Source organism: Vulcanisaeta sp. JCM 16159 (genome assembly GCF_001316265.1).
Taxonomy (GTDB): domain Archaea; phylum Thermoproteota; class Thermoprotei; order Thermoproteales; family Thermocladiaceae; genus Vulcanisaeta.
Genome location: NZ_BBDN01000007.1, coordinates 33,387 through 53,926 on the forward strand (window position 1 = coordinate 33,387; position 20,540 = coordinate 53,926).

At 45.1% G+C, this 20,540-nt stretch carries 25 protein-coding genes, 1 tRNA gene and 4 pseudogenes; 20 read left to right on the forward strand and 10 right to left on the reverse strand.

Going from position 1 to position 20,540, the window contains the following annotated elements:
• Window positions 1–9: 9 nt before the first annotated feature.
• Window positions 10–672 (reverse strand): hypothetical protein, encoded by a 663-nt coding sequence (locus tag JCM16159_RS07725; RefSeq protein WP_243666336.1) that lies wholly within the window; start codon window positions 670–672, stop codon window positions 10–12.
• A 6-nt stretch (window positions 673–678) separates the two neighbouring features.
• Window positions 679–1,392, reverse strand: a complete 714-nt coding sequence (locus JCM16159_RS07730) for a hypothetical protein (RefSeq protein ID WP_054857456.1) — start codon at window positions 1,390–1,392, stop codon at window positions 679–681.
• Window positions 1,393–1,738: 346 nt separating this feature from the next.
• On the opposite strand from JCM16159_RS07730, the gene JCM16159_RS07735 reads away from it, so the two are divergent.
• From JCM16159_RS07735 to JCM16159_RS07745, 3 genes are all read left to right on the forward strand, one after another.
• Window positions 1,739–2,029 carry a hypothetical protein gene (locus JCM16159_RS07735; RefSeq protein ID WP_054857457.1) on the forward strand — a complete coding sequence of 97 codons (291 nt, stop codon included), beginning with the start codon at window positions 1,739–1,741 and terminating at the stop codon, window positions 2,027–2,029.
• A 70-nt stretch (window positions 2,030–2,099) separates the two neighbouring features.
• Window positions 2,100–2,330, forward strand: coding sequence for a type II toxin-antitoxin system CcdA family antitoxin (locus tag JCM16159_RS07740; RefSeq protein WP_054857519.1), 231 nt, complete (start codon window positions 2,100–2,102; stop codon window positions 2,328–2,330).
• A complete protein-coding gene (locus JCM16159_RS07745) occupies window positions 2,320–2,745 on the forward strand; it encodes a type II toxin-antitoxin system VapC family toxin (protein WP_054857458.1) in 426 nt (141 codons plus the stop codon). Before JCM16159_RS07740 ends, JCM16159_RS07745 begins: the two co-directional genes overlap by 11 nt.
• Before the next feature lie 94 nt (window positions 2,746–2,839).
• Here the strand turns inward: JCM16159_RS07745 and JCM16159_RS07750 are convergent, their stop codons facing one another.
• On the reverse strand, window positions 2,840–3,793 hold the full coding sequence (locus JCM16159_RS07750) for an aldo/keto reductase (protein WP_054857459.1): 954 nt from the start codon (window positions 3,791–3,793) through the stop codon (window positions 2,840–2,842).
• Window positions 3,794–3,907: 114 nt separating this feature from the next.
• On the opposite strand from JCM16159_RS07750, the gene JCM16159_RS19060 reads away from it, so the two are divergent.
• The 3 genes from JCM16159_RS19060 to JCM16159_RS07760 all read left to right on the forward strand — a co-directional run bounded on the left by JCM16159_RS19060 (window position 3,908) and on the right by JCM16159_RS07760 (window position 5,673).
• Complete coding sequence (locus JCM16159_RS19060) at window positions 3,908–4,231, forward strand: PaREP1 family protein (protein ID WP_367834390.1); 324 nt, start codon at window positions 3,908–3,910, stop codon at window positions 4,229–4,231.
• The gene (locus tag JCM16159_RS19065; RefSeq protein WP_367834391.1) at window positions 4,228–4,440 is read left to right on the forward strand and encodes a hypothetical protein; all 213 of its coding nucleotides are present in this window, start codon (window positions 4,228–4,230) and stop codon (window positions 4,438–4,440) included. Before JCM16159_RS19060 ends, JCM16159_RS19065 begins: the two co-directional genes overlap by 4 nt.
• 459 nt (window positions 4,441–4,899) lie before the next feature.
• On the forward strand, window positions 4,900–5,673 hold the full coding sequence (locus JCM16159_RS07760; RefSeq protein ID WP_243666337.1) for a hypothetical protein: 774 nt from the start codon (window positions 4,900–4,902) through the stop codon (window positions 5,671–5,673).
• Between the two features lie 399 nt (window positions 5,674–6,072).
• On the opposite strand, the pseudogene JCM16159_RS07765 reads toward JCM16159_RS07760, so the two are convergent.
• Together JCM16159_RS07765 and JCM16159_RS07770 are read right to left on the reverse strand one after the other, a co-directional pair.
• Window positions 6,073–6,761 (reverse strand): annotated as a pseudogene (locus JCM16159_RS07765) (PD-(D/E)XK nuclease family protein).
• Between the two features lie 60 nt (window positions 6,762–6,821).
• The gene (locus JCM16159_RS07770) at window positions 6,822–7,571 is read right to left on the reverse strand and encodes a hypothetical protein (protein WP_054857461.1); all 750 of its coding nucleotides are present in this window, start codon (window positions 7,569–7,571) and stop codon (window positions 6,822–6,824) included.
• Window positions 7,572–7,809: 238 nt separating this feature from the next.
• Here JCM16159_RS07770 and proC point away from each other — a divergent pair, with 238 nt between their 5' ends.
• The 3 genes and pseudogenes from proC (at window position 7,810) to JCM16159_RS07790 (ending at window position 10,451) form a co-directional block, all read left to right on the forward strand.
• The gene (gene proC / locus JCM16159_RS07775; protein WP_054857462.1) at window positions 7,810–8,649 is read left to right on the forward strand and encodes a pyrroline-5-carboxylate reductase; all 840 of its coding nucleotides are present in this window, start codon (window positions 7,810–7,812) and stop codon (window positions 8,647–8,649) included.
• A 32-nt stretch (window positions 8,650–8,681) separates the two neighbouring features.
• Window positions 8,682–9,847, forward strand: a pseudogene (locus tag JCM16159_RS07780) (PLP-dependent aspartate aminotransferase family protein).
• Window positions 9,848–10,163: 316 nt separating this feature from the next.
• The gene (locus JCM16159_RS07790; protein ID WP_243666338.1) at window positions 10,164–10,451 is read left to right on the forward strand and encodes a hypothetical protein; all 288 of its coding nucleotides are present in this window, start codon (window positions 10,164–10,166) and stop codon (window positions 10,449–10,451) included.
• Window positions 10,452–10,488: 37 nt separating this feature from the next.
• On the opposite strand, the gene JCM16159_RS16130 is transcribed toward JCM16159_RS07790, so the two are convergent.
• Entirely contained in the window at window positions 10,489–10,725 is a 237-nt protein-coding gene (locus JCM16159_RS16130; protein WP_243666339.1) for a hypothetical protein, read from the reverse strand.
• A 20-nt stretch (window positions 10,726–10,745) separates the two neighbouring features.
• On the opposite strand from JCM16159_RS16130, the gene JCM16159_RS16135 reads away from it, so the two are divergent.
• The 5 genes and pseudogenes from JCM16159_RS16135 to JCM16159_RS07805 all read left to right on the forward strand — a co-directional run bounded on the left by JCM16159_RS16135 (window position 10,746) and on the right by JCM16159_RS07805 (window position 13,235).
• Window positions 10,746–10,904, forward strand: coding sequence for a hypothetical protein (locus JCM16159_RS16135; RefSeq protein WP_243666340.1), 159 nt, complete (start codon window positions 10,746–10,748; stop codon window positions 10,902–10,904).
• 169 nt (window positions 10,905–11,073) lie between these two features.
• The gene (locus JCM16159_RS19070; protein WP_367834392.1) at window positions 11,074–11,358 is read left to right on the forward strand and encodes an MBL fold metallo-hydrolase; all 285 of its coding nucleotides are present in this window, start codon (window positions 11,074–11,076) and stop codon (window positions 11,356–11,358) included.
• An 8-nt stretch (window positions 11,359–11,366) separates the two neighbouring features.
• A complete protein-coding gene (locus JCM16159_RS19075; RefSeq protein ID WP_367834393.1) occupies window positions 11,367–11,726 on the forward strand; it encodes an MBL fold metallo-hydrolase in 360 nt (119 codons plus the stop codon).
• Window positions 11,727–11,755: 29 nt separating this feature from the next.
• Complete coding sequence (locus JCM16159_RS16140; RefSeq protein WP_243666341.1) at window positions 11,756–11,974, forward strand: hypothetical protein; 219 nt, start codon at window positions 11,756–11,758, stop codon at window positions 11,972–11,974.
• Window positions 11,975–12,058: 84 nt separating this feature from the next.
• Window positions 12,059–13,235, forward strand: a pseudogene (locus JCM16159_RS07805) (NAD(P)/FAD-dependent oxidoreductase).
• Here the strand turns inward: JCM16159_RS07805 and rimI are convergent.
• Window positions 13,212–13,721, reverse strand: coding sequence for a ribosomal protein S18-alanine N-acetyltransferase (rimI, locus tag JCM16159_RS07810; protein WP_054857467.1), 510 nt, complete (start codon window positions 13,719–13,721; stop codon window positions 13,212–13,214). The pseudogene JCM16159_RS07805 and the gene rimI overlap by 24 nt on opposite strands.
• 170 nt (window positions 13,722–13,891) lie before the next feature.
• Between rimI and JCM16159_RS07815 the strand changes: the two genes are divergently transcribed.
• From JCM16159_RS07815 to JCM16159_RS07820, 3 genes are read left to right on the forward strand one after another with little or no spacing between them, the layout of a single operon-like run.
• Window positions 13,892–14,533, forward strand: coding sequence for a metallophosphoesterase (locus JCM16159_RS07815; protein WP_243666342.1), 642 nt, complete (start codon window positions 13,892–13,894; stop codon window positions 14,531–14,533).
• 34 nt (window positions 14,534–14,567) lie between these two features.
• Window positions 14,568–14,930: a hypothetical protein gene (locus JCM16159_RS16145; RefSeq protein ID WP_243666343.1), complete on the forward strand. Its 363-nt coding sequence runs from the start codon at window positions 14,568–14,570 to the stop codon at window positions 14,928–14,930.
• A gap of 4 nt (window positions 14,931–14,934) precedes the next feature.
• Window positions 14,935–16,395 (forward strand): DUF2079 domain-containing protein, encoded by a 1,461-nt coding sequence (locus JCM16159_RS07820; RefSeq protein WP_243666410.1) that lies wholly within the window; start codon window positions 14,935–14,937, stop codon window positions 16,393–16,395.
• Here JCM16159_RS07820 and JCM16159_RS07825 read toward each other — a convergent pair.
• From JCM16159_RS07825 to JCM16159_RS19080, 3 genes and pseudogenes are all read right to left on the reverse strand, one after another.
• Entirely contained in the window at window positions 16,392–16,703 is a 312-nt protein-coding gene (locus JCM16159_RS07825) for an AbrB/MazE/SpoVT family DNA-binding domain-containing protein (RefSeq protein WP_054857468.1), read from the reverse strand. The genes JCM16159_RS07820 and JCM16159_RS07825 overlap by 4 nt on opposite strands.
• A 261-nt stretch (window positions 16,704–16,964) precedes the next feature.
• Window positions 16,965–17,040 (reverse strand) — tRNA-Thr (locus JCM16159_RS07830).
• Window positions 17,041–17,100: 60 nt separating this feature from the next.
• Window positions 17,101–17,652 (reverse strand): annotated as a pseudogene (locus tag JCM16159_RS19080) (DUF998 domain-containing protein).
• Window positions 17,653–17,747: 95 nt separating this feature from the next.
• Between JCM16159_RS19080 and JCM16159_RS07840 the strand changes: the two are divergent.
• From JCM16159_RS07840 to JCM16159_RS07850, 3 genes are read left to right on the forward strand one after another with little or no spacing between them, the layout of a single operon-like run.
• A complete protein-coding gene (locus JCM16159_RS07840; RefSeq protein ID WP_054857469.1) occupies window positions 17,748–18,800 on the forward strand; it encodes a GTPase in 1,053 nt (350 codons plus the stop codon).
• A 39-nt stretch (window positions 18,801–18,839) separates the two neighbouring features.
• Window positions 18,840–19,370: an LOG family protein gene (locus JCM16159_RS07845; RefSeq protein WP_054857470.1), complete on the forward strand. Its 531-nt coding sequence runs from the start codon at window positions 18,840–18,842 to the stop codon at window positions 19,368–19,370.
• A gap of 43 nt (window positions 19,371–19,413) precedes the next feature.
• Window positions 19,414–20,538, forward strand: a complete 1,125-nt coding sequence (locus JCM16159_RS07850) for a PhoH family protein (RefSeq protein WP_054857471.1) — start codon at window positions 19,414–19,416, stop codon at window positions 20,536–20,538.
• Window positions 20,539–20,540: the final 2 nt, after the last annotated feature.

Here is a 20,540-nt window from a genome sequence, read left to right on the forward strand (position 1 = left end):
CCCCGATAATTACCCTAGGCTAGGCTTATTAGTTATGGAACCAAACCGCTTTTCCCTAGGTATATACGCCGATATATTGCCAAATGCCGGGTATCCGCATTGCGGGTAATACTCAAAATTCGTCACTAAAACGGCAACGGCAGGCCTTAACAATTTTACAGTTAATATCTTACCCGTCTGATTTGTACCGTATACCGCAATTACGAATGCGTATGCCCCAGGTCCTAACGTTACGTTAAGCCATGTTGGTCCATTACCCGTTACGCACTTTATATAGCCGTAGCCATTCTTGGGGATGAAGCTCTCATTTGTGGCGCCGAGAAATAATATATCGGCCGCGGCCCTGGGGGCTATGCACACGTATATGCCGGGTTCAAGGTAAAACTCGCTGGTTATATAATAAGTACCGTTGAGGACAAATACACTCATGTCAGAAATACCGAGACCAGCCACACTGCGGGATAACCAATCCTCATTACCCGGTATTGGGTAAAAGGTAATACTTTCTGGAAGTGATGGAGCCTTACAAGGTACATAACCAAGCATCTTCACTACATCATCCATGTAGTACGTATTCACAACATAAATTAGTAGGCCAGCAATAATAAGGACGCCAAATAGAACGACGAGAAAGAGATCAAGGCTAACTTCGATTTTAATTGTACGTGGCATGATCACTCACCCCTTAACCATTACAGGCTGAGCCTCAAAGGCGTATGCCGGCCCCTGACCGCCTGCCTTAGATATCATGTATATATAACCTGGCTCCAATGTGTAGGTCCAGGCATTTGTTGTGGTTGTCTGTATTGTGGCAGAACCGCTACTGCTATAGCCATTTATCGAAATGCCTACGCCAGTGGTTAGTAATGTTGTTGATGTGCTTGAAACAAACAAAGTCATAAGTGCGTTAGCGCTGCACATATCGTATGTCCCCACTAAATTATTGCTAAAGCCATTATTAAAGGTTACGGAGTAGTAACCAGTCCCATTATAAATCGTTGCATACACTTGATTAGGTTCGTTTTGGTCCGTGGTCGTCCCCGGTGGTAATATCTGTATGACCTTATAATACGGCGCGTTGTTCACCAATGCTGGACCTAGATCTTGGGCCACGTATGACTGAGTGCACGGCTCATAAGCCGGGTAAGGAACTGCAACCATCTCTGTGCTGTAAATCGCCCAAACATCGAGCCTAAAGAGACCGACTGCCTGACCGTTGTTTGCGTAGATGGTTTGAGATAACTGTGTTAAGACCTGGCTTGTCAGAGTGACCGGGCCTGAAGTGAACGTGTAAGTCGCTGTGTAAGTGAGGCCCTGGGTGGCACTCGCATACCCGGCGTATGGAGAATTGAGTAGTATTATCGGTGTCCATAAAACACCCTCAGCAGCCATGGTCCCCGCTCACATACCCAACCAAAATCAGTGGGCTGTATCGCAAAGGCGTAATTCACGTGAGTTAGTATTAGTATGGTAATAATTAGTGCTGCTATGGGTAACCATCGATGTATTTTCATTAATTTCATATATTAACGAATCTCTGGTCTAGGCTTTTTTTACTTCGGATGTTCTTAATAATGAAGCGAGCAGGATTGATCATGGTTATCTATTAATTTTATTTTCCTTGGATATTATTTTGAAAAACATTAATCAATAAACCCTAAGAATGTTTTGCGCCCTTAATTTCATTACTTAACAGCGCAAGGTGAGTTTTTTTATTTGACCACATAGAGCTTAGCCTGTGGAGGATTCGATTGAGGATTTGTTGATTGGTATTGAGGATGGTGATGCAGAGTCCTTCATGAAGCTTATTAGGTTTGTTGAGGATAATTATAGGAAGGTCCTCTATACAATGGGTTATGTCGAGCTTGGTGATTATATTCTCATCAAGTCCTGCACATACATACTACTGAGTAATGACGGCATGGCATACGCCCTGCTTAATGGCGATAAGCCCGAGGTAATTAGTATCGAGGCTGTTGGCAGTATTAACGAGGTTATTGATGAGGTCTGTGGCTCTGAGGAGGAGTGATGGTAATGAATTTGTATTACGTGATTTAATATTACGAAAAATTTATATTATGTTATTCAGTATTACGTATATGGGCTCTACCGTAATCCTTACCGTTAGGGTTAGGAGAGAATTGAAGGAGAAAGCCGAGCAACTAGGTATAAATATTAGGGAGGTTGTCGAGAGGGCACTTGAGGAGGCAATTGAGGAGAGGGAAATGGAGAAACTTAGGGAGATGGCGAATGAACTTAAGGAATTACTTGGTGGCATTAGTGGGGAGGAGGTTGTTAGGTTGATAAGGGAGGATAGGGATGCGAGGTAAGTACTTATTCGACGCATCAGCCCTACTTTTACTGCTCCAACGAGGTGACATCATCACTAGGACGGCGGTTATCAAGGACATCTATATACTACATTTAACAATATATGAAATAGGTAATGTACTGTGGAAGGAGGCGCACGTGCTCAAACGTATTAGGGACCCCCACAGAACCGCCGAAATAGTCCAGGAAATACTTAAGCAGATTAACATGCTCGCTGACCCACCACTCGCTGAGGTGTTGAGATTATCGTTAAGTAAGGGATTGACATTTTACGATGCAAGTTATGTATATGCCGCGGAGAGTATGGGAATGACACTGGTAACTGAGGATAAACAAATACTTAAGTCAACGAGTAGCGCCATTAGTTTTAAGGAGTTTGTTGATGCCGTGGCGCGTGATAATTCACGGCATTAGCTAGAAATGGATATAAATGCGGTCGTGATTATTATCCTGTGTGAAGATGACCGCCATGACTGACCGTAAATGATGAGGAACTTGGGTTCTTGATCTACTTTGTTGTTAACGATTCCGTGAATTGTACATATAATTTTTCCAGGGTCTTTATAGCATTGTCATTTAGGTAATTGCCGTCAGCGGCGCCGGCGTACTTCGTTAATTCCTCAATGCTTGTTGCTGTAATCATTACCGTGCTAATTGGGTAGGAAAGCACGTACTTAATGGCTAGGGTCTCAAGGTCCATGCCGAGGGACTGGGCTATGGGCTTAATCCTCGTATTCGTGAAATCAAGTGCCTTAATTAACCAGTTCCTATCCCTTAGGTTTCTGTGGTCATTTGGTCCGAAGTTTATGTCCTGCCTACTCGTTAGTACGTTTGATGCATGTGGAACCCTGGTTATCAAGCCGACTGACCTATCAACACCACGCCTTATCAATGACCTGCCAGGCTCCTGCTCCAGAATGTTGAACACGAACATTATTGACTCATAACCCTCATCAATGGCGGCCAGACCCTCACCGAGAACGTTTGTCTCTGGACCGAGGGCCACGCCCAAGTGCTCGACGTACCCATCCTCCACAAGCTTTAGTAAGGCTTTGTGTAATTCCTTGTCCCTAATTACATTGATTGGTGGGTTGTGGAGTTGAAGGAGTGTTATTTTCCTACCCAGCCTATTGAAGGATTCCCTGACAGCATTAACGATGTAATTAACGCTGAAGTTCTGGACATGTCTACCATTAATTATTTTACTAATCTCATAACCAACCTTAGTGAATACATTAACGTCATAACCCCTGAGGACTTCACCAAGTATTTTCTCACTAAGCCCATCGCCATACATGTCCGCGGTATCGAACGTATTAATGCCTAGGTCTAAAGCCCTCCTTATTAGGGCCATGTCGTGGTCGCGGTCATGCACTCCATACATGCCCGTACCAATAACCCAAGCGCCGAAGCTAACCTCCGAAACCTTAATGCCAGTACTACCCAGGACTCTATAGTGCATTATTCATGGCTTCTACGGACCTGGTTATAAACGCGGATTGAGTGACCAGACACTATAACTGGTGCTGGCATTGCATAGAGTTTATTAGTTCATGAAGTTAATTAATGCCTAGCCATGGAGCTTCCAAAGCCCTGGTTTGACATTGATGGTTATAGGAGGACGAGACTTCTTGAGACTAGGTACGAGGCTGAGATAGCGATTAACATGCTTAGAGAGGGATTAGTTAGAAACGCCGCTGGTAAGGCGTTTCAGGCATGGAAATCATTCCTCGCGGCAATATCCACAGGCGAAATTAATGAATTGAGCAAGGTGTATAGGCGTAGGGTTAAGGTTAGGGGATTGAGGGAAAGGATTAATGAGGCGCTGTATGTTATTGCTTCATGCCAACGACTAGGATGTTTGAAGTATCAAAGATACTTAGCACCCTCAATCCCATGATACCATACCTAACCCTGGCGTCCCTTGAATTGCATAGGTACCAGTATAATGGGCCTGACAGGGAGGGCGTATTCAGTGTATTTAGAAACGATGATGATGCCAGGGAATTCATTTGTAAATTTCTAAGTGACATGGCAACCATATATCGGGAACTAGTTAAGGAGGAATTCATAGACCTAACACAGTGTAAGCAAGCTAAGAGTGCCTAAATCACTGCATCTGGCTGCGGTCTATATATCCCGTGAAAATTACGGTTCAGGTCATCGAGTATTTAATTAATAAATAAACTATTTAATTAATCAATAATTATACATATAGTATTTATGCCATAGCCCAATGCGCGCGCCCGCACCCGCTCACGCAGGACTCTATTTCAGTCACGCATAGACAGGAATACTCGCATTACAGCAATTAATACCTATAATACCTAAAGTTATAATTTAAGCCTAGGTGACTATCATCCTTATGAATTACTTAGTATTACCTCATACTTCCATGCTTTTCCAAAGAATCATCAATGCCCAAACCTATCATTAAGGATAGAAATAAAGATATAAGTTGTGTGAATTTACGAAAAATATTAAACCAGGAATTTCCTATAGTGCCGTGATGAAATTGACAAAGATTTATAACAAAGGCTTATAAAATTAATAAAAGCATTCTTAGTGATGAAAAGAGCATTTGTGATAACCGCACTAGTCATTACCGTGATTATCATAGCTGTAGCAATTGCCGTATTAAGATTATCAATGCAATCTGCATCGCCTATGAGTTACGTTAATAATCTCAAGGAGCTACTGATTAATGGCTCCTTCACTGCAACGTATAATAGAAGCTTTATGGAGACGATAAAAACAAGTTATGGCTATCAGCGAACCGCGCAGTGCAATGAAACTACGCAATATGGCATTGGGTCAATTAATGGCGATAGGGTCTTCATCAACACCGAGGAGACTTCATGCACGCCCTCTAACATACCCATTCTACCCACGGCGGAATCGGCTTATTGGACTAACGGAACGAGCATGTGCTTTGCAGTATACTCAATGGTGAATAACCGTAGTGAGGAAATCATCAATTGCTACCCTCCTGGGACATACCCACTGCTTAGGGTTTTCATGCCGTTTAACGAGTTGCTGGGCAATGCCACATTCAACCTAGTCACCAGCGGGTACAGCGCTAATTACTCAGTGATTACGCATATTCACTATGTAAATACCACTAAATGGAGCGGCCAAACAATCTACTGCTTCCAGGTAATTAGCAACATAACTTTAGCACAAAGTGCGGCACAGGGTTATCGTAATATTGCTATTTTAACCTCATTAACATGCATATTACCTAATGGTTTGCCAGCCATTACGATATTTAATGAGACAGCAATAACGAAGTTATCACCAAACGTAGTCACGTATACAACTATGCAGGCAGATCTGAACTAATAAACTACACACTGAATTACTTCAACACAACGGCGTTTAATGAATTAATATCAATGGTAAAAGGCTAGGAATTCTAAATTAAGCATTATATAATGCCTAGGAATCAGGGAAGAAAAACTAGCTATAATTAGATAGTGGTATTGCTATATTTCCAATACTTGTGTTTAATATGACATACCCGTAGGATATTTTAACAGCGTTAATTGAGGAGGTATAATTATGTACAGTTCACTAATAGTGTGATGAACTGATTGTCATGATTATTGGATTTCCTAATTCACATAAGACTGGTAATGAACCGTGATAAACAATAGACACTGTAGTCATTAATGACTATGACCCTGGTCGAAGGATCTCTTTAATATTGGATTATTAACTACTGAGGTTAAGAATCCATGATTACTGCCCTTGCCCCGCCATGCCCTCTGGCGTTATTACCTTTATCCCCATCCTCTCCGCCATGACCCTTACGTAGTCAGGGTTCTTATCGCCTATGTATGGCGTTATTGCCAGTACCCTATCAACTGTTTTGCCCGTGGCCTTCATGTAGAGCTCGGCCTTGCGCTTAATGATTATTAAGTCACTCCTCATTATTACTGATGATATTTCCATAATCATGGTGATATTATCCTTAACAATTACGTCAAGCTCTATTTCGCTTGGGTACCATAGACGTAGCCGTCTGCGTCGTAGTACAGCCACTTCTCAACTGTGTAGTCTGCATCCCTAAGGATCTCCCTCACGCCATCCCTAAAGGCGTCCTCATTAACCACGCCCCAACGGGCACCAAGGGCATCAAGTTTAATGGATAGGAACTTAATCTGACTATCAACATACCTCCTCAGTTCCTCGACATCCCTTTTAGTAACCATCGTGTCCTTAATCATCTGTACCTCCTTCCTTAATTCTTCGAATTTATCATCTACGTACTTCCTCAATTCCTCGATATCGTGCTTCGTAGCTAGGTTTTGCCATGGCGTTAATTTGGCGAGGGCTTGGTAAATAATCTCGGGCCTTGAAACGAGAACCTCAACTAAGATATTTGGGTTCTCCAGCAAAACCCTCTTGATCTCCTCGGCCAGCGACACTACGGGTCATGCTTCACATCCTTAAATTTAAATCTATGGTTTCACTTAGCCGTGATGCGATTAGGAATTGCACTTAATACTTATTAGTTCCACGTTACCCAATCCATTAATCATTATTGCGGTGTCTGTGGCGTTTATGAACCGGTCTATCCACGAACCCATGTTGGCTATGCGTAGTCCATTATTTATGTTAGGTACATGCGTGTGCCCAATCACGACCCAATCATCCCTCCCAGCCCTCAGTATGAACCTAACCAACTTGTCGTATGAACCATTAAGTAGTTTATTCATTAGTGATGCAATTAATCCGTTCTTAACAACGTAATCGCCATGCAGGAACCAGAAGGCCCTACTGCCTATGACCAGCTTCATTACTCCATGAATTACCCTAACGCTAACGCCATCAATACCGTACCTAACCTCCTTATGATTAATTCTCGGGTCGTGATCATACATAGCTATCACATAGATCACCTCCCTCAATCCATTAATGCCCGCCAGGTTTAGGCGATGTATCAATTCATGAATATGGTTCTGACTTAGTACTTGCCCATGCGCTCTGTCAAATAGGTCTCCATTAATAACAAGGTAAATGCCATCCTTACCTAAGCTCCTTAGGTAATTACCAATGCAGCCCAGGTCTCTCCTATTTGATTCTAGGTGTAGGTCTGATATGGCGATTATTAATGGGTCATTGTTCAACTCCATAGTTGCCACGTGGGCATTGCTGTACGTGAATGGCATTTCGTAAATCATCAATGCAATGATTAGTCCCAGTGTTAGTAATGCCGTAATTACCACTTGGTTCATGATGCGTTTATTTAACGTGCATTATTTAATATTTAATGGTCAGTACTCCGCCGTTTATCCTCATCGCTCGTGGCCCTTGAACCTCATCACCAATAATTGTTTAAAGTGGGCTTTAGTTTTAAGGCTTTAGTGATGAGATCCTAGCCGTTGGATATGATGAAGTGGATCACCGGGCTGATCAATCTATATTATCTATAACCCACGCAATGCTTATAAATAGGTAATTCATTGCAAGGCGTTGGGTGGTTTTATTGCCAGGTACGCAATAATCGGGCTTGGTAAAATAGGGACCGCCATAGCCAAGTCCCTAATAAAGTCTGGTGTTGATCCTGCTAGTATAAGTGGTAGTGTTAGGAGAGTTGAGAGCGTTAGTAGGGTTAGGCATGAATTACCCGACGTGTTTGTGTCCACGAACAATGCGGAGGTTGTTAAGGATGCAGACATTGTAATACTGGCTGTTAAGCCGTATCAAGTCCTCGATGCCTTGATGCCAATACGTAACGTCCTCAGTAGTGATCAGCTACTCATTTCCGTGGTTGCTGGGGTTACCACCAGTGTTATTGAGGGTATTGTGCCTTCTAAGGTGATTAGGGCCATGCCGAATATAGGCATTGTTATTGAGAGGGGCGTGACCGCCGTTGCGCCTGGCTCGAGAACGTCCAATGATGATGTTAAGAGGGCATGCGACTTATTTGGTTCCATGGGTAGGTGCATCGTCGTTAATGAGCGTTATATGGATGCGATAACGGCCATTAGTGGTTCAGGGCCTGCCTTCATGGCGTTGATACTCGAGGCTCTCTGGGAGGCTGGGCTCCTGCTTGGCGTACCGACCGACATCTCCTGGGAGTTGGCCGTGGGTACCCTAGAGACGAGTGCCGAATTACTTAGGTTTAGAAAGCCGTGGGAGGTCGTTGAGGAGGTTACGACACCAGGCGGTGTCACCATTAGGGGTATCAGGGTTGCCGAGGAGGGTGGTCTTAGGGGCTTGATTATGAGGATGATTGAGGAGACCGCGAGGAGGGGACGTGAGATTAGTCAGGAGATTGAAATGAGCATTAGGTCAAAAATCAGTGAGTAGGTACGCAATACTTAATACCTCTGTCAAAATTCATGAACCCCGTGGGGAAGGGCACAAAGAGCGTACGTGGCGGTGTTAGGCATGTTAATGATGGCATTGGCTCCATAATCGAGCCCATCTACCAAACATCACTCTTCGACTATAGGGAGCCCGAGCAAAGGCCGTCCTTACACGGCGTAGTACCACTTAAGTATAGTAGGGAGGATAACCCGACTGTTCATGCCGTGGAGAGCAAGGTGGCCGAGCTCGAGCATGGCATGGACGCTCTAGGGACCTCCAGTGGTATGGCTGCAATAACCACACTAATTATGTCACTGCTCTCCAGGGACTCCACCGTGCTCATGCCCCTCGACGTCTACGGCTCAACGCTGGTCCTCATGGAGAGGTTGAGTAAGTTTGGCGTTAGAACTGTGATTACAGACCCGGGTACCGACAACGTAATTAAATCATTAAGGGGCGGGATCAATGTAGTATTCATTGAATCCGTCTCGAACCCACTCCTCAGGGTTTATGATATCCCTGAAATAGTTAAGGCTTCCCACGAGGTTGGCGCCGTCGTGATCGTCGACAACACCCTAGCCACACCAATAGGGTTAACCCCGATAGACCATGGCGTTGATTTCGTAATACACAGTGCCACTAAATACCTTGGTGGACATAATGATGTTGTTGCTGGCTTCATAATCGGCAGTGATGATAGAATTAAGGGTGTTTGGGAGTGGAGAAGATTCCTGGGCACAATCATGGAGCCCTTCACCGCATTCTTAGTCGATAGGGGACTGAAAACACTACACATTAGGATGAGGACCCACGAGGAGAGTGCCAGGCAGTCGCCGAGTTCCTAATGGATCACCCAAAGATCGAGAGAGTTTACTACCCATGCCTCGATAATCACGAGACGTACGAAACAGCCAAGAAACTACTCAGTAATTGCGGTGGTATTGTGAGTTTCGAGGTAAAGGGCAGCCTAAAGGAGGCAATGGCCGTTTATAAGCATGTGAGAATGATAATACCAAGCGTAAGCTTCGGGGGCACCGAGAGCATAATAACACACCCAGCAAGCACAACACACGCGCATTGGAGCCCCGAGGATAGGGCCAGGGCGGGCATTAAGGACAACCTACTGAGACTAAGTGTTGGCCTTGAGGACCCCGAGGACATAATTAACGACCTAAGCCAGGCGCTTAATCATGCTTAAATAAAAAGTTTAAAGTTAATTCACTTCTTAGTTGTGGCCTTTCGTGACCAAACAGTAAGTGAGAGGTACGATGTAATGGCTATAATCTATTTGTTATCATTTTTGAGTAGGTTTTTATTTACGTACATATTTTTATGGGCATTATTTACCTCAGGTACCAGTGGGTTTAGGTTATTCCTATTAACAATTACCTACTCACTATCAAATCTCGCCACCTTTATGCTGATTCAGGGTTGCCAGGGCTCTTTACTCCTTTACGTCCTTATTTCTTATCATTAACCTTCTCGATCTACGACTATTCATCGCAGCACTACTCATGGGTATGTTAAGCGTCCACATATCCTCAGTGCTGCCAGGCCTAATTAATAAGGAGAGACTTAGTCGTGTAAACTCGGAGAGGGTTATCATGGGCTCGCTGGGTGACTTAGTGGGTGTTGCGATGGCTCTGATTGTTAAGCCCACCTGGCTTTATCTAGCAATACCCCTCTACCTGCTGACGATGTTACTCCCACGGTTTGAGTATAAGGGAAGCGAGAGGCTCATCTTTTCCGAGGCTAGGTTGGTCTACCTTATCTCATTTCTATTGGGCATAGCTATAGCCTAACCCCAACACTCATGGCCATGTGGTCCAGGGGCAGCGCCTACGAGTTAGCCCTAATATATTCAGCACCACCAGTAAGTGGTGTAATCAGCGGTCTCCTTGGCCGTAGGTTATTGAAACTAGGGCGTGAGTTAATAATTGCCATCGTCTCCGTGATTGTTATGGCTACCGCCACTGGATTAATGGGTGTTGTAAGTAATCCCATAATTGCCTGGGCCCTCGCCTTAACCCGCTGGTTCTTCATGGCCATGTTCGGTACAGCCATAACAACATTCATACAACTCAGGTGGAGGAGGGATGCATTACCTGGGGTATTCTCCACAAGCCGTTGTGGGAGAGTCTGGGAGACTCACAGGGGCCTTCCTAGTATTGCCCTTAACGTCAATGACCGTGCAGTGGGCCTTCACAACCGCAGCCCTAATAACCCTAACAGCAGCGCTCGCATTACTGCCATAATAGGCATAAGAATTATTAGAAAATTAACAAAAGAATATTAAGACTCTCTCGTTAAACGTGAAATACCATAGAGCTTATAATTATGAATTTTATGAATTAACCTTCGGTAATTGCTCATAACCAATAAGCACGCTGAATTGCTTAAAAACCATTCAGTGCATTATCAGTAATGCAGACACAGAGGCTACAAAAACTTTCAGACAACGTATACGTAGTACCTGGTAGGACGAATGCCGGTGTACTAGTCATAGACAATAATGAGTGCGTGATAGTTGATACGGGAATTGATGAGGACTCAGGGCGTAGAATACTCAATGCCATTAAGCCCCTAAACCTGAGGGTTCGGGCCATAATCAATACGCACCACCATGCAGACCACATCGGCGGTAATGCATTAATCGTTAAAAGGAGCGGTGCCGCCGTCTACGCAACACCTGAGGATAAACCTTCATAGAGAGGCCCGTGCTTGAGCCACTCTACCTCTTCGGCTCCTTCCCACCCAAGTTACTTAGGACTAAGCTCCTCGAGGCTGAGGGTGTGCCGGTTAGGGATTTGGATGACATACGTAAGGAGGTGGGATTTGAAGCAATACCACTACCAGGGCATACGATGGGCATGGCTGGGATATCCTACGGTAATGTATTGTTCACGGCCGATGCATTCTTCCCATTAGACGTTATTCGAAAATATGGAGCGCCATACCACTTAAATGCTGGTCTTGCGCTTAAAAGCCTTAGGAAGCTCTCTGAGGGTGTGAGTAGATATGAATATGTCGTGCCGGCCCACGGCGATATACTGAAGCTCAGGATGCTATTAACGTAATTAATGAAAATATTAATGCAATAAATAGGTTGAGGGAACTTGTCCTCAATAGCATTAATGATTCCGTGGCGCTTGAGGACTTAATTGTGAAGATATTCTCGTTGCTAGGTATAAGCATTGATTCACCACATAATTACCTACTTAACCGCTCCGCGCTGCTCTCATACGTTGCCTGGCTGACTGACGATGGTTTACTAACTATTGATACCGTGGGTAATAAACTGATCGTCTCAAGGTCGAGGAAGTGATATTTTAACTGAACTGGTATCTCCCTTCTAAATGCCATTGACTTAGGGCGTTGTTTTATATTCACGTGGCTTAGCCATGCCTTGATGAGTACGCCCCGTAGGAAGGTAGTCATTGTTGGTGGTGGGATTGCTGGGTTAACAATCGCGAATACGCTGGTTGAGAGGGCTAAGGACTTAGTCGAGGTCACGGTGATAACTAGGGATAGACACTACGTGGGTGGACCCACGAGACCATTACTACTGACTAACGAGGAGGAGTATGGCAGGATCATCAGGGGTTATGAGGAGGTTGGGTTGAAGGGTGTTAATGTCGTTACGGGTGACGTGGTTAGTATTGACCCTGGCAATAGGGTCGTTAATTACGCCGAAACCCTACTCGGCAATAAAGTAAGGAGCATAGGCTATGATTACCTGGTACTGGCGCCTGGCGTGGTCTTTGACGGCTCGTCAATAAACGGCTATGATAAGTACTGGTACGTGAACGCGAACGTTTACGACCCAGGCAGGGTTCATGTGCTTAAAAATAGGGTGTGGAGCATGAATGAGGGCACTGTGGTTGTATACGCACCAAAGGCTCCTTATAGATGCGCCCCTGCACCAACGGAAACGGCATTGCTTATTCATACGATACTCAAGTACAGAGGTGTTAGGGATAAGGTTAGGATAATACACATTGATGCGAATGATAAGACGCAACCGCCTGTAATAGCTGACGTTGTTAAGGTGATTTATGATAAGGCGGGCATTGAATTAATCACTAACCAGGAAATAATTGAAATGAACGATAGGGAAGTCGTGACAAGGAGCGGCGAGAGGTATAGGTACGACCTACTGGCAATGCTTGAACCAACAGGGCCCCGTCATTCATTAGGGATACCGGCCTAGGCACTGATTGGGTTGAGGTTAGGTCGCCGACAGACCTGAGAAGTCCTAAGTTCGATGATGTACTCGCCGCTGGTGATGTGGCGAAACTGCCATATCCAAAGAACCAGGAGATCGCGTTCGAAAGTGCATTATTTGCAACAAATAAGATCCTAGAGGACTTGGCAGCAATGAGGGGGTGTCTGTGCAGTATGCATTTGTTGGTTGGGCTTATGTTGGTAATGTTGAGGGTAGGTTGGAGACCGTTAGCGTTCAATTCGGCTTTGACTATACACAGCAACCACCAAAGCCGAGTAAGGATCCTGAGCCTAAGAGGGATTACACTGTGCAGAAGGATCGTTGGATGCAGACGTACTTAAGAAGATTGTTTGGCTACTGAGCAGCATTTACTTATTAATGCCTTAAATTTATCATTCTCGAGTATCATCAAATATGCATCCTCACCGTCATTGTAGTAGCTCCTTAATATGTCGCGCACGTCAAAGCCGAGCTTCCTATAGAGTGTTATGGCTGGTGTGTTTGATACCCTGACCTCGAGTATCACGTGGTCAATACCCCTCTCAGCCATTGAGCATATTGACCTGCACATTAATGCGTTGCCAATACCCATCCTCCTGTACTCCTTTAGGACCCCTACTGATATTACGTGACCTCTGCTAAGGCCCTCTATGCACGATATTATGTAGCCCACGGGCTTACCATCCATGAATGCTATGTAGGAGTAATTTGTGCAGTTTCTGCATAGCCAATTAATGAAGCCGAGGGTGTACTGCTCACTTAGCTTGAATATCTCTCTTTCGAGACCCACTATTATGTCCATATCATTGTCTGGGTCGCACCTCCGTAATTCAAAGCCGCTATTCATTTACCATAGACCTGGAAAAGTAATTTAATAAAATATGCCTTAATCACTTATTGAATGGTTGCTAGGGTACTCGCCACTGCAGATATTCACTCGCCGAAGTACTTCCCAAGGTTTAGGGAGGCCGTTAAGGGCTTGGCAGGTTTGATGCTGTTTTCATAGCGGGTGACTTGATGGAGGAGGGGAGGATTGAGGGATTGAAAATATTAATCAATGAATTAAGGAGGCTCAGCGATACGATAATTGCAGTACCAGGTAATGAGGATTATGAAGAGGTCATGCCAAGGGCCAGGGAGCTCGATGTCGTTAAGTGGCTTGATGATGAGGTGATTAAGTTAACGATAAATGATGTAACGCTCAGGATAATTGGTTCGAAGGGGTCTCTGGAGAGGCCAACAACATGGCAGTTGAGGCACATACCCCACATAGCGGATACGTATAGGCGTAGGGTTGATTGGCTTAAGAAAACCATTAACTCATCGAGGGAATTAACAATCCTACTAATACACTACGCACCAACATTTAAGACACTCCAGGGTGAGGACCCAAGAATTTGGCCGAGCCTTGGGGTTAGGGATTTGGAGAGCACGGTCTTTGGCAATAATGTGATTGCAATACATGGCCATGCCCATAACTCGGTGGTTAGGTGCGTTAGGTCTGGTAATTCCTATATAGTTAATGCAGCATTTACAAATATTTGGAAGCCGATAGTACTTGAGATCGGTAGTGACGGGTTAAGGTCAATAAGTATTGATTGTCAGGAGGTTAAGTACGAGAGGGGTGGTGGGCCCTCAATACTTGATTTCATGAAGTAATTACTTAATAAGTCCTTAACCATGTCCTCAGTGAATGCGGAGACTAGTTAGTGCTAGTGGTCTGGTGGTTTACCTCAGTGTTGCGGCATATATTGTGCTAATGTCATACTATACATTATTGAAATACTTAACATTCCACACCCACGCCGCAGACCTCGGAATCTTCGCCCAGGCACTGGCGTCGACGCTGTATTACCATAGGCTGCTTTATGAGAGTGTTGACGTGGCGATAATACCCAAGCCAGGGCCAATAGGCTATAGCTTCCTGGACGTCCACTTCTCACCAACGCTATTCCTATTCCTGCTATATACGCTGCGTACCCAAGCCCAGCCACGCTGCTTGTGCTCAGACAATACTCATAGCCCTTGGGGCATTACCGATTTATTGGCTAGGTAAGTACCTGGGCAGGGATTGGTTAGGGGCATTCTTCGCAATTATTTACCTCATTAACCCACTGGTCCAGGGCATTAACTCCTTTGACTTTCACATGGAGGCTATATTCATGCCCCTAGCCCTGTATTCAACGTACTTCTTAATAACGAGGAGATGGAGGATTTACTACCCAACACTGCTACTCACACTTGGCACAATCGAATTCGCACCAATACCCATGGCATTACTTGGCCTGTACTACGTTATTACAAACATTAGGAAGAGGCGTGAGCTAACGCATGGTGTTTTAACCATCGCCGTATCAATTGCCATCCTACTAATCGCCCTATGGACAAAGGCAATACTTAACCCACTCGGCCCAACAACGGCCTCGCCACTCTCGGGACTGCCCGAGCAATACGCATCATCATTTAGCTTTGGCATCCTTATCTCAGTCATTAAGGACCCATTATTAATACCGAGGCTGTACTCGGTGTATGGTACGGAGAAATTCCTATACTTCCTGGAGCTTTACGCACCCACGGCATTCACAGCCTTCCTAGACCCACTGGTCCTCCCATCACTCGCGTGGCCGCTGGCATCCTTCCTGACCAGCGACGTCATTTACTACAGCCCATTCTTTCAGTACAGTTCATTCTCAATACCGTTCATAGTAATGGCATCGCTAATCGCCGCGTCAAAAATACCCACCGAGCAACAGAAGAAATTTGCTGTGCTGGTCCTAATATCAACACTGATAGTGTTTCTCGGCGTTAGCCCGCTAATCCACTTCCAGTATCAATTGGTTAAGTCTGATTACGAGATTTGGACCGCACTAAAGTTAATACCAAGTAACGCCACAGTGCTTGTCCAGAACAACCTATACCCACCATTCTCAAACAACATAAACGCCTACACGCAGTGGTACCCATGGATTAAGCCCGAATACATAGTGGCCCAGCCGGATAGTCCCTGGTTTACCTGGTGGGGTACGCCATATAATGAGTATGTGAATACGGCATTAATGGAGGGCTACGGGGTCTATATGGTGATTGGGAATTCATTATTGGTCTTAAGGGCAAACTACACGGGTAAGCCAATAATATGTGAACCAATAATTCTAAATATAACGCCAAGCGTGGTTTCCATAACTAATGGACAGGTAATAAACGGGGAAATAGCTCACACACCCAATGAAGCACCTGGTGTTTGGTTCACGGTAAATGTAACGTTATTGCCAGGGCAATACAACATGACAATAACATACTCGTGGGTAGGTCCCGAATACCTGAGACAATTAAATACCACATTGGCGTATCTACAAATTAATGGGCACATGATAGACCTAACAACGAATAGGGACCAGGTATCAATTACTATGTATAACAGGTATTACGAGAACGTTTTTATAACGATGTATGCCAATTATGTCGTAAACACGACAGTATTAATTAGACAATTCATAATAAACGGGCCGCTCTGTGGTTAAGAGAACTTGAAGGGCTTTATGTCCATTATCTCAACCTCATCGCCAGGCCTTATGCCATAGGCCTCCCTGACGTCCCTCGGTATCGTGAACTGCCTGGAGTCCGTGTGCCTAGTCCTCAGTAACTTAACGCCCTTAATAGTGATTGGGATGCCATTGTAGGAAATGGTGATGATCGCGTACTTAAGCCCAGAAATACCCAGAACTCTAACCAAACTTGCAGGGATCAAGACTTGATTATTCAGGTAAACCTTAACTCTGTACGGCAACTTGGTCACACGGTAGCCCGGCGAGCCCCGTCTCTGCTCAATCCCTGCGCATTCATCACAGTAAAAATCAACATTAGGAAATATAAAAAGTTATTGTTTAATTGAAAAAGAGACCAAGAACCATTTAACAAAGAACACATGATATCTTGAATAAATGACTATGCATCGCAACATACCGCAAGGAAATGAAAACACAAGCCAATATAAACCCAAAGAAGAATATGTGATGCAAGGACCTCTCATTTTTGCCAAGTAACCCTAGAATTATTTTTACAGAACATATGAAGGAATTGGAAAAATAACTGGAGCCCCGGCGGGATTCGAACCCGGGACCTCTCGCTTACCAAGCGAGCGCTCCACCAGGCTGAGCTACCGGGGCATGGTCTCTGTTTATTGTGGGGTTTTAAGTTTTTAGTGGTTTTGATTTAAGTTATTGCGACTACTGATTCATTAATTCTGCAGCGAAGGCCAGTGCCCAGACTAGGTTTGGGTATACTATCATTCTTTCCATCCCGCCTGGGCCTAGGCTAGGTACACGTGCATTATGTATAATATTAGGGCGATTAGGCCATGGTGCCTAGTATCGGCCATAAGATCTTGCCTGGAGTTTTTGAGAGCTTTATTGTTGGGTATGATGATACTGATGCGAATAGGAAGGCTATTAGTGCGAAGATTAGGTGGAATGGGTGCACGGTCTCTGGGGCGAAGCCACCCCCGCGGCTCCAATGCCCGTTAGGGCTATTGTTATTGCGAATACCTTATTGAGCCTATAGAGGAGTACCGCGGCTATTATTAGTAGGAGTCCCATCACTATTATTGATGTGTTGAATATTATTGCGGTAGGGCCTACACCCAGGTCGCTTATGTAGTTCCGCGATACTGAGTACCCTGGGTAAATGGCTTCAGCAACTAGCATTGATAGTAGGAACTCTGCAATACCTATGTCTATTAGCAAACCCGCTATTTTCACTTGGTTTATCTTGTTATTCATCAAGTTTTCGTAGCTATTTTTAATTAATAATGACTATCTCTATGTAAATTCTATATATTATCTCACTAACGTTTATTAAGGGGATACTTTTATTGATGTTGGTCGTTAACGTGATTAGGGCGCCCCATGTACCGACCAGTGAGGAGTTGTGGAATGCCGTGGTTGGTGTTTACTTTAGCCTTCAGGCCAGGAACCCAGGCATTGAACCTGGCATTGATAGGCTAAGGAGACTTGAGTTGAAGAGGGTTAGGGAGGTTAGGAAGTACCTGAGCGATGCCTTTCGCGATGTAGCCCTCGGGATGCCCTTTCTCGATTCCCTGCATCCATTCTATAGGGAATTGATTGAGTTAATGATTGATAGAGCCACGTACAAGCACTCCCTGGCAAAGGTCGGTCATGCCACGAAGGCCCTATCATCAATCTATAAGGATGCCGTGATCGCCATTAGGTCCGCCACGACAGGCAATGACATAATTAGGGCTAGGAGGAACTTCCTGGCCAGGATTAAGGACCTACTCACGGACTTAAAGCCGGAGCTTGACTTCCTAAAGGCTGCCGCGGCTAAACTCGATAAGTTACCGAACATAGACCCAAGCCTGTTCACGATCGTGGTCTCTGGAATGCCCAATGTTGGGAAGAGTAGCTTCGTTAGGTGCGTGAGTAGCGGTAGGCCTAAGGTGGCTGAGTATCCATTCACAACTAAGGAGCTCCATGTTGGTCATTTCACCGTTCTCAATGACGTGAAGGTCCAAGTAATAGATACGCCAGGTCTCCTTGATAGGCCGTTAAGTGATCGCAATAAGATCGAGCTCCAGGCAGTACTGGCGCTGAAGTACTTGGCGAGGGTCATAATATTCATACTAGACCCAACAAGCCACAGTGGTTACTCATTAACAGGGCAGTTAAACTTGTTGAGGGAGGTGCGAAACAGCTTTGGCGGTATACCGCTGCTCTTGCTTGTGAATAAGGTTGATATTGCCACGGAGGATGAAGTAAATACGGCATTAAGTGGTGTGGCGGTTATTGATAAGTCAATACCCACGTTTAGGGTGTCAACCATTAACTGTAATGGTTGTAGGGAAGTGATTAACTACATAGTTGATAATTACGTAATACCAATGCTCAGGGAGTCATTAAATAATCGATGAGGATTAAGCATTATAAGCGCCTAGTTCAGCGTAACAGCGATGCAGATTGCCATAGCGGCCCATTCAAGCCCCGTGGATCCTAAGACCGAGGCCATGGCCAGGGAATTCCTCAAGGAACTCCATGCTCAATGCCCAACGACCACGCTATTACTCGGTGGTTATTGGGGATTCATGAAGACAATAGTTGATGAGGCACTGAAGCTTGGCTTTAGGATTGTCATGATTTTACCGATCGAGAGAAGCGTTGAGCCACCAAGTGGTGTTATTAGGATTGATAGTGGGTGTGAGTTTAGGTGTAGGTCTGTCATAATGGTTAGGTCGAGTGACGCCCTCGTGGCATTGGGCGGCGGCGCTGGGACTATGATTGAGGTATTACTGGCTTACGCGATGGGTAAGCCCGCGTATGTATTAGTTGGTACCAACCTAAGCAGTGATGCTTTGCCTAAGGCATTTCCTGAATATGTTGATGATAGGAAAGTGGTCAGGATTAGGTACTTTGACGACCCGATTAAATTGGCGAGGGAGGTTTGTCACGAGAGGATTACACCCGTGAGAACAGCGTTTGGTTAGTCATGAGTAAGGATTTAAAAACCCATTAATTAATCATGAACCGATGTCGTCATTACTGGACAAGATTAAGCCCATGAGCATTGGGCAGGAAAGACTCCTAAACGCGCTCAAGGACTCAAGGAATGAGATAGTGGGTGTCTTTGGGCCAACGGGTACTGGCAAGAGTTTAATATCGGCTGTATACGGTATATCCTCAGTACTGGCTGGGACCTATAAGCGATTCATAATTGCCAGGCCCGTGGTTGACGTGAGCACGGGTAAGTCACTAACGCCTGAGGAACTTGGCGACCTGTACTATAAAGTTGCCTCCGCATATCTTGAGGATATCCTTGAGGGGTTAATGGATAGGGAGGAGATAACTAAGCTTCTCCAGGAGGGTAAGGTAATGGTTACCGACGTATCCTACCTAAGGGGTAGGACTTTTGATGACTCATTGATATTCCTGGATGATGCCCAAAACACACAACCAGAGAACGCAGCCGAGATACTCATGAGGATTGGCAGGAATTCGCGATTGATAATTGCAGGTGACCCAGTGCTTCAGAGACCGCTCGGTGTTGAGAAGGATGGCGCAACACTGCTCAGGGAGGTACTTCTTAATGAGGAGAATGCGGTGGTTGTGGACCTGGGCCTTAAGGACATTGTTAGGCCAGGCGCCAAGAGGGGTGTTAAGGTATCCTTCGAGTTAAGGATGAGAAGGAGGGAACTAAGCAATATGGAGAGGCAGATACTTGACTTGATAAGGGTTCACGCACCGGACGCTGATGTGGTTACGGTGATTGAGTTTAAGCAGGAGAAGGAGAACCTAGGCATTAAGAGCGAGGGCGTGCCTGACGCATTAATAATAGCTAAGGAGGGTCACCTCGGCAGGGTGGTTGGTAAGGGTGGCGAGAGGATTAAGGCTATTGAGGGTGAGAGCAACCTGAGGGTTAGGACCGTGGAGATGAACCTAAACTTCAAGGAGTGGATTAGGGCGCTTCACCCAGTGGGTTGGATTGGTAAGCACATCGTTGATGTGGATTTTGCAGGCCCTGAACTTATGATCACAGTTAGGAAGAACGCCTTTGGGGCCTTTGTGGGGCAGAAGGGCGTTTACGTTAGGCTTATTGATAGGGTATTTAAGCGTCTCATAAACGTTGGTATCAGGGCGATGGAAAGCGAGGAATAAGA